The 11718-nt window shown below is 30.8% G+C and carries 12 protein-coding genes; 3 read left to right on the top strand and 9 right to left on the bottom strand.

Going from position 1 to position 11718, the window contains the following annotated elements; genetic code table 11:
• Positions 1-162: 162 nt before the first annotated feature.
• The 8 genes from H3T96_RS02990 to H3T96_RS02955 all read right to left on the bottom strand — a co-directional run bounded on the left by H3T96_RS02990 (position 163) and on the right by H3T96_RS02955 (position 8192).
• Positions 163-444 carry an IS3 family transposase gene (locus H3T96_RS02990; RefSeq protein WP_025315588.1) on the bottom strand — a complete coding sequence of 94 codons (282 nt, stop codon included), beginning with the start codon at positions 442-444 and terminating at the stop codon, positions 163-165.
• Positions 445-511: 67 nt separating this feature from the next.
• Positions 512-823 (bottom strand): DDE-type integrase/transposase/recombinase, encoded by a 312-nt coding sequence (locus H3T96_RS02985; protein ID WP_144091248.1) that lies wholly within the window; start codon positions 821-823, stop codon positions 512-514.
• Positions 824-1137: 314 nt separating this feature from the next.
• Entirely contained in the window at positions 1138-1851 is a 714-nt protein-coding gene (locus H3T96_RS02980) for a tetratricopeptide repeat protein (RefSeq protein ID WP_186279202.1), read from the bottom strand.
• Positions 1835-2242 carry a hypothetical protein gene (locus H3T96_RS02975; RefSeq protein WP_144091246.1) on the bottom strand — a complete coding sequence of 136 codons (408 nt, stop codon included), beginning with the start codon at positions 2240-2242 and terminating at the stop codon, positions 1835-1837. The genes H3T96_RS02980 and H3T96_RS02975 overlap by 17 nt, the downstream gene beginning before the upstream one ends.
• Before the next feature lie 10 nt (positions 2243-2252).
• Positions 2253-5627: an N-acetylmuramoyl-L-alanine amidase gene (locus H3T96_RS02970; RefSeq protein WP_144091245.1), complete on the bottom strand. Its 3375-nt coding sequence runs from the start codon at positions 5625-5627 to the stop codon at positions 2253-2255.
• Between the two features lie 725 nt (positions 5628-6352).
• Positions 6353-6961 carry a riboflavin synthase subunit alpha gene (locus H3T96_RS02965; RefSeq protein WP_144091244.1) on the bottom strand — a complete coding sequence of 203 codons (609 nt, stop codon included), beginning with the start codon at positions 6959-6961 and terminating at the stop codon, positions 6353-6355.
• 401 nt (positions 6962-7362) lie between these two features.
• Positions 7363-7815 (bottom strand): hypothetical protein, encoded by a 453-nt coding sequence (locus tag H3T96_RS02960; RefSeq protein ID WP_144091243.1) that lies wholly within the window; start codon positions 7813-7815, stop codon positions 7363-7365.
• Positions 7812-8192 carry a hypothetical protein gene (locus H3T96_RS02955; RefSeq protein ID WP_144091242.1) on the bottom strand — a complete coding sequence of 127 codons (381 nt, stop codon included), beginning with the start codon at positions 8190-8192 and terminating at the stop codon, positions 7812-7814. Before H3T96_RS02955 ends, H3T96_RS02960 begins: the two co-directional genes overlap by 4 nt.
• A 460-nt stretch (positions 8193-8652) precedes the next feature.
• On the opposite strand from H3T96_RS02955, the gene crcB reads away from it, so the two are divergent.
• Entirely contained in the window at positions 8653-9030 is a 378-nt protein-coding gene (crcB, locus tag H3T96_RS02950; RefSeq protein WP_086327581.1) for a fluoride efflux transporter CrcB, read from the top strand.
• 108 nt (positions 9031-9138) lie between these two features.
• Positions 9139-9537 (top strand): cell division inhibitor SulA, encoded by a 399-nt coding sequence (locus H3T96_RS02945; RefSeq protein ID WP_039126309.1) that lies wholly within the window; start codon positions 9139-9141, stop codon positions 9535-9537.
• Positions 9538-10532: 995 nt separating this feature from the next.
• On the opposite strand, the gene H3T96_RS02940 is transcribed toward H3T96_RS02945, so the two are convergent.
• Complete coding sequence (locus H3T96_RS02940) at positions 10533-11159, bottom strand: TetR/AcrR family transcriptional regulator (RefSeq protein WP_039126306.1); 627 nt, start codon at positions 11157-11159, stop codon at positions 10533-10535.
• Positions 11160-11311: 152 nt separating this feature from the next.
• Here H3T96_RS02940 and H3T96_RS02935 point away from each other — a divergent pair, with 152 nt between their 5' ends.
• Positions 11312-11563 (top strand): Tm-1-like ATP-binding domain-containing protein, encoded by a 252-nt coding sequence (locus tag H3T96_RS02935; protein WP_144091241.1) that lies wholly within the window; start codon positions 11312-11314, stop codon positions 11561-11563.
• The last annotated feature ends 155 nt before the right edge of the window (positions 11564-11718 follow it).

The raw sequence follows: 11718 nt of genomic DNA, 5'->3' as shown, positions 1-11718 counted from the left end.
GGGCTTTATGTTGCCAATACTGCTTTTGGATATACTCGCTGAGTTTGGTTGATTTGTTTGCTCTTTTTAACCAAGCATAATAACCTGATGAACTGACACCAAGTAATGAGCATATCCTAGTAACGGGATAGCAGATTAAATGGTTTTTCATATAAGCGTACTTCACCGACTTGGATTGTTGATGAAGTACACATGCGCCTTTTTTAGTATATCATTGGCCATTTTCAGTTCTTTAATCTCTTTTTCTAACACCATAATCCGCTGTTGCTCAGCCGTTAACTCTCGACGGCTGGTTTTATTCGGGGAAAGTTGCCTAATCCATTTATCTAGGGTTGATTTACCCACACCTAGATGGTTGGCAAGTTCGCTGATAGAAAGGTGTGCATTAGATAACGCATAATCCACTGATTGTTGTTTGAATTCGATACTAAATTTTTTGACCATGATATTTGTCTCCTATGATTTTTGTTTATATCATAGAGGCGACTTTTGTCCACTTTTTTGGCGAGGATCAGTAATCTAGGGTTATTCCATGTGATTTTGCCCAGCTTGTAAATCTGTTTGAGGTAAATTCTGTGCCATTATCAACGCGTATTTTTAATGGATAACCGTGATATTGAGCCAGTCTGTCTAAATAACGGGTAATTCTACCTGCCGATAAACTGACCGCAATATCAATGCCTAATGCCTCTCGATTAAAGTCATCAATAACATTAAAGGTTTTAAATCGGCGGTGATTTTGAGAACTATCACTCATAAAATCCATTGACCAACATTCTCCCAAACGACTTGGTACTGATAATGGCTCTGGATAACTGTTCATTATTTTGTGTACTTCCTAAATATAAATATTCTTTATTTGAAGAGTCAATAAATACCTCTTGACCCAATAGTAATTTAGGAAAAATCAATAAAATTAAAACTAGAAATTTCATAGAATTGCCTTATTTTTTATGAGGATTACCATCTAAAACAAGGGAATATAGATAATTATCCTTTGTATATAATTTGTTAGATTCAGCCTTGTCACCAACAACGTTCATGATTAAATTGTTAATGATTATTTATAAGTATTTTTTTATCAACTTGGATTAATCTCTAGAAATATTCACCTTTATCCGAAAATCAAATAGACAATTATCTATTTTTAGAGCGTATTTTTTTTGTCTTAATCTTAGAAGCCAGTTGACAAGCATCGGTTAAATCATTTTTGCAAGCTTGATTAAGCCACAATAATGCTTGCTGGTAATTTGATTGAGCCATTTGAATAATACCTAAGTTAAGTTGAGCAAACGCATTATTTTTTTGTGCTGCTTTTTTATACCAATAAACTCCTTTTTTGTAGCTATCTAAATCTGAACCCAATCCACTAGTTGTTAAATATAAATTACCTAATTCAACTTGCGCAGGTATATAATCTTGTTGAGCCGATTTTTCTAAAAAATATAATGCTTTTGAACTGTCTGATTTAACATCAAATCCAAATCGATAATTTATGCCTAATTCATATTGAGCTTTTGCATGATTTTGTTTTGCGGCTTTTTCTAACCAAATAAACGATTTTTCAGAGTCACCGCGCTCTGAATAAATAACCGATAAAGCAAATTCAGCTTCTACATATCCTTGTTCTGCTGATTGCTGATACCAATAAAAAATTTTATCATTATATTCTTCATCAACGTTTTTCGATAACAACAAATTTGCTAAATGATACTGAGCAACCTTATCTCCATTTTCTGCTTTAATGATTAAATTATTTTCGTTATCAATATCAGCCTTTGCAAGATTTATTACCAACAAAATGCAAGTTAATCCGACTGCTGTAATAAATTTTTTATTGAGGTATTTCATTAAGTTCTTCTTCCTCTGTTTCATATAAATTAGCATAATTATATATTTTTTTAGTTAACACCTTACCATTCTTATCATAAGTTGTAGTGATCTTATAATCTTTGCCAAACTCATCAGGATGATAATAATTCGTGCGAACAGGCATACCTAATAAATCATATTCATACCAATTACCTACAGAAATACCTGCCGCATTATAATGACCTTGGCAACCTTGTTCTTTAATTTGACCATTTGGATAATAATCAATGCGTAAAGAGTAACAAAAAGGATCACTATGATTAGCGGCTGACCGTGCTGCACGAATATCAATGTGTTCCTTTTGATTATTCGCAAAAACATTATTAACCCAAAATAATGGAATGAGCGATAAAAAAATTATTCTTTTCATTATGCAACCTTTAATGATATTTTTTTAAATTTTTTAGTAATCCCTTATATAGCTGTTGAGCAATTAAATCAATATTTGAAAATAAGGCCTTTGCATCTTTAGGTGATGTAACAAATCCTAATTCAATGAGAACTTTCCGATTGGTTTTATTTGAATTTCTTAATACTTGAAGATTTCTTACATCTTTCTTAGGGGAAGATGGCTCAACAGGTACCACAGTATAATAACTAAATATATCTTTTGCTAATTCTTTACTAAGTGCAACAACTTTGCTATCTGTTGTATTAGGATATATTACGTGAGCTCCTGAATCAGAATACTTTGTAGATCCATCAGCATGTATGGAAATAAAATAATCGGCTTTATTTTTATTAGTCAGGGCAATTCTAGCTTGTCTAGTCTTTGGATCATCTGTTCCATCAATTTTCCTCTGTGTTCGGGTGAGAATAACATTATAACCGTTTGCTTTGAGTAATTCTTTGAGTTTTATTGATACATCAAACACTAAACCTCTTTCATTTCTATCTGGATCCTCCTCATCACCCACAATTAAATTTGTGTTATCAATAACTTTTTGTGGTAAATTTGTGATATCTGCTTTTGCTGTTTTATTTTTGTCTATTTTATATTCATAAATTTTAGCTGATGCACCTGAAGTTCCTTTTGTATATCCATGACCAGGATCAATTACAATTGTTAAATTATTCTTTGTAAATTTAAACATTTCCATTATTATCGGATTAATAAACCATGCTTTCCCCTTAGAGCAAAATTCAGCTGGAGGTTTTACTTTGGCTGAAGTAGATGATTTATTAGCTGAATTGCTATTTGTAGCATTTGTATTATTTTGTTTCGCTAAACCTTTTACAACATCATCCCACCATAACATTTTTTTTATCTTTTCTTTTTCATTATCCCAACGTGCTACTTGTAGTTTTAATTCTGTATAAAATGAGTCTTCAATTGTTTTATTATTATTGATTCCCTTTTTTTCCAATTCTTGACGTTTTAATAGTAATCCTCTTTTTACTGATTCTTGTTCGTTTTCGGGTAATGTACTTATATAAGCATCACATTTTGCAACATCACCATCTTCTAAATAACCCAAGGCTTTTTTTGCTTTCTCGTTAAATTCACTGTCTAAGGCATCCCATTTGGGCATTTTACCTTGTGCATCCATTTCACTATACCATTCACTTTCGCTCTGAATCAGTAAACGTGAAAGTGCCGATGATAATTGTGGTTTATCTTTGATTCCGTTGAAACTTTTTGCATCTATTTTGGCATATTTTTTTTGGTCTAAATGATATTGCCTATCTAAAATTGTTAACGTCTCTTTTAGCGTCGGTTTATAGGCTTCAAGAGATGCATTATCTCTAGATGAAGACTTTTTAACATCTAAATAAAACTCTTTTGTAGTCGCCTTTTCCTCTATCTGCTTAAAATCAAACCAATCCCAACAACTCACTTTTTTTACATTTTCTTTATTTATAACTAACCAGCCACGGATAGGAGCATTATTTTTATCAAGAGCATGCTCAATATAAACCCATAATGTTCCATCTTTATCAACAGCCCGATGACTCAACTTTTTAAAGACCCCATTATTAATATCAAGTAATAATGGAGTATCAATAATCGAACTGTTATTCGATAATTCGCTTGCCTGTAATGGATATTCACTCCAGGCTTTTTTATCAGTCGCTAAAGTGATATTACCCTTTGCATTTATGCTTTTTGATATCTCTTCACTATTTTCTATCCATGCCGTTTTTTTCTTAGTTTTGGATACTGTGATTTCGACTTGTAACCATTTGATATTGATATTTTTACTGATTACTTTAATCTCAGTATGTTGCCCCACATCTGTGTCTGCATCTTTCGGTGATTTAAGTAGTTTTGCTTGTTTCGAAATACCTAATAAGGTCTTCTCTTCCTCAGGAAGTTTACTGGCCTCTGCACGAGTTTGTGCAATAAAGTTAGGCAGGTCATCACAGGTAAAACATTCAACATGCAAGTTGGTTTCGCATTTAATTTCAGCACTGTTCTGGGAAAGTGATATCTGAGGGGTATGGTCATGCCCAATATGCCCAATCAAATCACCTGCTTTTATTGGAGATGGTGTATCTAATACAACCACTTCATTGTATTTTTTACCTCGGGAAATTCTTTCAAGGCAATCAAACCAAATTTTTGTGTTTCCCTTTGGTAAAGGAATGGTGGGTTTACCATCCCGAATCACTTCAGTTAACTCAACAAAATGTTTTGCTTTTTTATTTCCCGATATTTTAACTTGGGTTCCTCCAGGTAGCATTGATAAGATTTTTTTATCTTTTCGAACTCTTAATCCTTTAGATTTCACCCAATTAGTATTAAATTCTTTTGTTAGTATGCTAATTTTTTCAGACTGATCAGAAAGAAGTTTTTCGTGCGCTTTTAATTCTAAAATTTCAAATTCTAGCGAAGTCACCTCTTTACCAATAAAAATCCAACCTAAAATGTCTATTTGACTTTCACCTTGAGTGTGTTTGATTGATTTTAACTCGGGAATAGAGGAATAACCTTCCGCTAAACTTGTAACAGCATACCAGTTATGATTTTCGTCATGTAAATCAAGATTTAAATTTACTTTGGTACCGACTTGTAATACCGCTAATATACTGTCATTTTTTGAATTGTCCGCTTTATCGCGAATACATAACCCTTCGACCTTATTCAACTCCTTATGGTTAGGTAATACACGATAAATATCTTGTTCCCAAAATGCAGGTGTTGGCATTTTAGAATTTTTATCATAAAAAGCAGTATCGGCCAGATGCATATAAAGGCTATAAAAATAGAGTTGATGCGGCGGCAGCTTTTCTTTTTCAGCTTCGGCTGGTTTGTTTTCTGATGTAGTACCAGCTTTATCTGCCGTTGAATTAGTTGAAGTTGCAGTATCATTTGCCTTAGAAGCAGAAGATGCGGGAGAATTATCTTCAGCAGGTTTTTCTGTTGTTGAACTATTTTCGGTATTAGGCTCTGTTGGTTGTTTTTTTTCTTCAACTCGCTCCATTTCGAGTAGATGACGTACCAAAACAAAACCTGTTGAGTAGTAAGCAACTGTATCTCCGTAGCTAATATTTTGATAGTTACCATTAATTCGATAAGCAACTACTTCACCATCGGCAATACAATGAACCTTTCGTTCGTTTTCATCACCTAATTCTTTAAGTACCGTTTTATCAAAGTGAATACCCATATGCATAAGATTAGTGACGCTAACTGGATAAAATCCTGTTGAAGTTGACATTAATGCTGCATGATAGTCATCAGCAGTGAGAGGTTCTTTTTTACTATTAATGATAACTGGAAATGTCCATTTTTTTACTGGTGATAATGTCATTGTTCATTCCTTAAACTATGAAGTTATTATAATAATTATTTATTAAACGTAATATGGTAACACTAAAGACATCTTTAAATTTAGGATTGTTGTTCTCCGATGCCTTACATGTCATTTTAAGTATTATTTGTTTATTTAAGCTAAACATGAACATCACAAATATAGTCCATAAGTTATAACGCTATGAAATTAACTTGTGATAAAAAATAATCTAAAATATGTTTGTAAACATACATTATTCTGCATAATTTGCAATCTTTTTTTGAAAAAAATTTAATTTAAATTAGATAGATAACTTAGTAATGACAGTAATAAATTAACGCAATACCAGTTAAAAATTGATTTCTGAGTAGTAGCAAAAAAGGTTGGGTAGGATTTATACTTCACGAATTTTGTATAAATTGATATTCAATCATTATCTTTAAAAATTAGTTTTTTACTGAAACGTATGCATAACCTGAAACTTTTTGACAGAAATAATCAACTATTCTTAATGAAGAAAATGATTTATATAAAAATTAGCAATAGAAAAATAGGAAGTAACCGGTTGTTAGACATTAGGGAATATCTGGATAGCTGTTAAGGCTTTAATAATAAAGCCTTAACCTAAATATAAGATAAGTAATAGTAAATTAATACGTTTAAAATATTCGAGAGTCAGTAAAACAAAATTTTTTAAAATTATAATGATAATCTTTTTAATTATTTAATCTAAAAAATATATATTACTTTCTTTCCGCCAAAACTCTTTCAACGGTATCAACAATTGCTTGAGTCTGTGAATCAATTTCTATGTTAACTCTATCTCCTACTTTTTTACTATCTAAAGTGGTAATCGCAAGTGTCTCAGGAATTAAATTAATTTTAAAACGATTATCCATTACATCACCCACTGTTAAGCTAGCACCGTCGATGCCAATAAAACCTTTATAGAGAACATACTTGGTAAATTTATGTGGTAATTCTAAAGTCATTTGGCAATTCGTTGCAGTTTTTTGAATATCAACAATTGTGGCCGTACAAGATATATGCCCAGACATAATATGGCCACCTATTTCATCGCCGTATTTAGCACTACGCTCAATATTGACCAGATCATTAATATTTTTATCACCTAATGTAGTAAGCGCTAAAGTTTCTTGCATTATGTCAAAGGTAACCCAATCATCTTTAAAATCAGTCACGGTTAAACAACATCCGTCGTTAGCAATGGATGCACCTATTTCGATATGTTGTGTTAGTTTTGCTGGTAATTTTACCTTATAAGTACGTAATTTATCTTGATCGATGATATCAATAATTTCACCAACCCCCTGCACAATACCTGTATACATACTTTATCCTTGAATTAAACGAATATTAGCCTCTATTGTACTTAATCAGCTCGTAATTATCTATCATTAAGCAAACTCGCTTAATCCTGACATCAACAAAAACAGATTTAATCAAGCGTTCTTTTTAAAACAAACAATGTTGTATTCCGTTTAGTTCTATCTTCTTGATAATCATAAAACACCAGTGTATAGCTATTATTTTGGCAGGAGATCACATCCTAAATAATTAATTTTTCTTCATATAATATAATAATTTCATTAGTAAGTAAGTTAGTAAATTTGCCAGCTTGCTGTTGTAAAAATGCCTCTATTACTTTATTGTTTCGCAAGGTTATCCAGCCGTTTCCTGTTTCTATACTAAAACGAATCACAAATGTTTCAGTGGCAATTTTTAATGGTTCTCAGACCCAAAATAGAGGAGAACCTACATCAAATAACTTATCTCGTGTCGCTTCACCTTGTGGGGTAAGAGTGATTAGATAAAAAATTCCACCCTCGCCGTGAGTTACTACACATGATGATTCGTAAAAACTCAAATTTAAAACACAATTCGGATAATCATTACAGGCTATATCAATTATTCTTGATTGTAATACGGTACCTTTTTCGTCAATTTGACGATGCAGCCAACAATTTTCTTCACTTTTGGCAATAATATTAATTTGTTTATTGTCATTATTTATAAAGGATTGATTATATTTTGGAAAAGGAATTTTTGTAGTATAACTTTTTTTAAGATCACCATTTTTAAATTCAACCGCAATCAGTTTATCTAATTGTTTGTCTGAAAAAATATCGACATACTTAAATATAGCAAAATCATGGTAAATACCAATATAATCACCAAGTGTCATTTTTTAGGTTTAGGATAGATAATATTATCGCGGTCAAAGCAAGGAACCATAATAATTAAACCATCTTTATCTGGATGATAAACCTCGATAGCAGTGTAAAGCTTACCCTCTGGATTGATGAAAAATTCTGGCAAGATACCATCAGATTCTAGGTAGTATGTAGGATTTTGTAAATCAGGCTCAAGCACAACATAGATCACTTGATAACTATACCGATCACTTTCAGAATAGTAACAATTGCAGGTAATGATTGGTTTATTTTGATAATTGATGGCTTCCTTGATACTAATACCAGCAGGTGATTTTAAAATAGTCATTGGTCCTAACGTCGTTTGCAGATAGTGCGCCTCAAAAGATATATCGGCTTTTTGTAACATAATTATGATTCATCCTGTTATTGTTTTCTTATTCAATTTATTAAGTTATATAATAAAATTAACTTTAATTATTTGATATTATTTTAGTTTTAACGTCAGGTTTTAATTGCGGTTCAAACCTTGTCAATTATTTCATCAACTGTATAAGTTACCTTATTAATCGTAATAAATCATGTAATAAAAAGTAGTAAATAAACAAAATACCCATACTTACAAAATATCTTTGCATAAAAGTGATGCTATAACTTTTTTATTTAACGTGTCTCTAATTTTTTAATTTATTTATATTTTTGAAAGTTAACAATAAAATTAAATATAAGCTATCGCTTTTTTAAACCTAAAAATGATGCCACAATGAAAGATATGCATTTTATTATTATCTCGGTTATAGTTATCATCCTTGCCATTAACCATAAAATATAAATTTAATAAGAATGCGCCCAATTTTTAAGGATTTAACATGTTTAAACTTATTTTAGCCATATCGGTTGGTTCAGTTGCAGGTGGATTATTGCGGTGGTTTTTGTCACTTAAATTAAATATTATCGCGTTTGCGATTCCATTAGGAACGTTACTATCTAATCTGATTGCTGGTTATATTATTGGCTTTGCAATTGCTTTTTTTAATCATTCAAACTTATCTGCTGAGTGGCGTTTATTGGTCATCACTGGATTTTGTGGTGGATTATCGACATTTTCAACTTTTTCAGCAGAGATCGTAAATTTTTTACAAGAAGGTCGTATTGCATGGGGATTAACTACTATTGCTATTCATGTTTTCGGTTCAGTTTTAATGACTTTTTTAGGGATTTTATCCTATCAGTTATTGCGTTCTTGATTCTATTATAGGAAAAAATAATAAAAAAAAATTGATCATTTAAGGAGTTTACAAACGCAAAATACTGTATTAATATTCACTGTATATTAATACAGTATTGAGGTTATTATGCTTATTGAACACTCTTCATCACAACTTATGGCGATTAATTTTGAATCTCCTTTTCAGCAGGTTTTACAACAACAACGCCCTTTGCTGAAGTCTCTTAATAAAGCTAAAAAATGGCAACTCTGGTTATCTGATCGACCAATGTTAAAACGTTCATGGGTAAATATTGCAGGACTTGATAAACAAAAAGTTGTGCATTTGAGTAATCTTAAAAATGAAAATTTAGTATCAACCATTGAAAAAGCGTTAAAAAGCAAAACCTGTAGTTATATCGTCGCATGTATTAATGATCTTAATGAGCACGATAAACTACGTATTAAACAAGCAGTATTAAACAGTGATACGTGTTTATTATTAGTTCACGATAACCCGAATCAACAGACAGTTCAATATCATTGATTTTTTAATCAATAATATTGTTTATCATAAAAGATAATTATTCAATTACCTTTCATCTCAGTTTATGAATAGACACTGCCTGACCTGATGGTGTCTTTTTTATATGACTGAGTCCAATTATTTATAATAAATAGAAAGAGATATAAATTTTGTCTTTTCAAATTATAAATATAATATGATTAATTCTTAAATGAGAGTAAGCTTATAAATAAAATATCATTCATATTTTCACAACCACAGTTACTGGACCCTCAGTAATTTGGCCATACTGTACTGAGCTTAATTTGCGAAAATTATAATAACCTAATTTTCTTTTTATAAAAGCTTATTCTTCTTAGTAAACTAAATAAAAAATATTAGAAAAAGAGTTAATAAATATCCTTTAATTCATTGTATTTGTTACTCTAACTAATTTATCTGAAAATGATGATGTAATAACAAAAATCATATTTGTTTTTGAGCACGCAAATCAGCTATATAGATGTCAACTTTAGCTTTGCTCATAGCAAATTGTTGCTTTAGTTCGTGCAATTTATCAACTGTTCGAGCAACCAATATTAGATTGCAATCAATATTGGTTAAAAGATAACTAAGCAACTCATCAATGCTATAACTGGCACCAGTTATAATGATGGTTTTATGTTGTAACCGCTGAGTTAAACGATTCAGGTTAGGTTTATGTACAAAAATAGCAAAAAGTTATGCAATTTAATTAAAGAAAATGGATTTCAATTGTGAATAATGTGAACGACAGTATAAAATCAACAATTGATAAGTCAATAAGTTAGCATTTTTATCATGCTATCATTTCATTTTAATGCCATGAGTAATTAGACTAATTAAACTCTATTGTTAACATCAACCTATAAGACAAGGTGTTATCAGTGTAGGAATAGAGATCGGAAATATTAATAATTCTAAAATAGCCTAATTAATTTCTTTATAAAAACAAGACGCTATAACCATTACTTATTCATCTTAAAATGACTGGATAATTAAAGCTCAGATGCATCTTGTTTTGCTTGTTTAATTACAGCGTTAATAATCCATTGAGAAAGTGAGACGATATAAGAATCATCTAAATTCCATATATCTTTTAATACAGTAATTTGAGAACCGCATATAATCGACAAGGTATAAATTAATTTATTATTTAGATCATCATTTAATTTTGATTGTAATGGTTGTAGTAAATTATAGAGCACTTCTTTGTGATTTCCACGAACAAATTTTTCAGAATCACTTAATGTTGTCGAACGAGCGGTCGCCCATTGCTGTAAGGATAATCGCATAGCTGCTCTTATTGACCCCTCATGTTTTATCATTTGAGTAAAAGCAAATGATAAAAAATCATTTATTTTTTGTCCTACATCCTGTTCATCTGATTGCCAATTTAAAATTGGTTCAAGCGAATGATTAACAACAGCCGACATCAAATCACTTTGAGTAGGAAAATAGCGGTAAGCAGTTGCTCTTGAAATTTTAGATTTATCGGCTAACTCAGTAATGGTTAATTCGTTACCTTCATCTAAAATAGTCACTGCTGTATGTATTAAATGGTCAAATGTACGTTTTTTAACGCCTGTATATTTTTGCTTTGGTACGATATTTTGCTTATCCATATTATTTTTTTATAATTTATTGCTTATTACCATTAAAGTTGATATAGTTAATCATATGAGACGTTAGTCTCATTTCTGTTAGATACGGTATCATTATATGAGTTGTTTAGTAAAAGTATGGAGTTCTATTTTATCCTTTAAAGGAGCTTTAAATGGCATCACCAAACACTATTTACTTAGTCACGATACTCAACACTAAGTTGAAAGAAAAATTAAGTTTTTTTAAAAAGCTGCTTAATCCCCAAAAAACTACTGTTAACGTCGTTGATAATTCAACTCAATCTCATCAACAGAATCGTTTTGTCGATTTAACTGCTGAACTAATAGCAAATTACCATATAATCGAAAAAGAAGCTATTTTTTGTTCTAATATCAAAATAGCTATGGTTGCTATGGTGAATTAATAAATTTATTTACGCTGGTTCAAACGGATGTAGGCGAGATTTTTTTGGTTTAGATGAATATTTTAATAAAGCAATGGAAAAGCTAAAATTATAAAAACAGAGGATGAGTGTATTTTACACAATTATTCGGATCTCAACGAATTTGAGTGTAAGTT

Source organism: Gilliamella sp. W8136 (assembly GCF_016101285.1).
In the GTDB taxonomy this organism is placed as follows: Bacteria; Pseudomonadota; Gammaproteobacteria; order Enterobacterales; family Orbaceae; genus Gilliamella; species Gilliamella apicola_N.
Note: the sequence above shows the minus strand (reverse complement) of the source record. Positions and strands in the feature narration are given on the sequence as shown.

Coding starts and splice junctions, on each gene's coding strand:
- H3T96_RS02970 (WP_144091245.1), bottom strand. CDS start 5,627: ATGACATTATCACCAGTAAAAAAATGGACATTTCCAGTTATCATTAAT.
- H3T96_RS02940 (WP_039126306.1), bottom strand. CDS start 11,159: ATGGATAAGCAAAATATCGTACCAAAGCAAAAATATACAGGCGTTAAA.
- H3T96_RS02935 (WP_144091241.1), top strand. CDS start 11,312: ATGGCATCACCAAACACTATTTACTTAGTCACGATACTCAACACTAAG.
- H3T96_RS02955 (WP_144091242.1), bottom strand. CDS start 8,192: ATGTTACAAAAAGCCGATATATCTTTTGAGGCGCACTATCTGCAAACG.
- H3T96_RS02975 (WP_144091246.1), bottom strand. CDS start 2,242: ATGAAAAGAATAATTTTTTTATCGCTCATTCCATTATTTTGGGTTAAT.
- H3T96_RS02980 (WP_186279202.1), bottom strand. CDS start 1,851: ATGAAATACCTCAATAAAAAATTTATTACAGCAGTCGGATTAACTTGC.
- H3T96_RS02990 (WP_025315588.1), bottom strand. CDS start 444: ATGGTCAAAAAATTTAGTATCGAATTCAAACAACAATCAGTGGATTAT.
- H3T96_RS02945 (WP_039126309.1), top strand. CDS start 9,139: ATGCTTATTGAACACTCTTCATCACAACTTATGGCGATTAATTTTGAA.
- H3T96_RS02960 (WP_144091243.1), bottom strand. CDS start 7,815: ATGACACTTGGTGATTATATTGGTATTTACCATGATTTTGCTATATTT.
- H3T96_RS02985 (WP_144091248.1), bottom strand. CDS start 823: ATGAACAGTTATCCAGAGCCATTATCAGTACCAAGTCGTTTGGGAGAA.
- crcB (WP_086327581.1), top strand. CDS start 8,653: ATGTTTAAACTTATTTTAGCCATATCGGTTGGTTCAGTTGCAGGTGGA.
- H3T96_RS02965 (WP_144091244.1), bottom strand. CDS start 6,961: ATGTATACAGGTATTGTGCAGGGGGTTGGTGAAATTATTGATATCATC.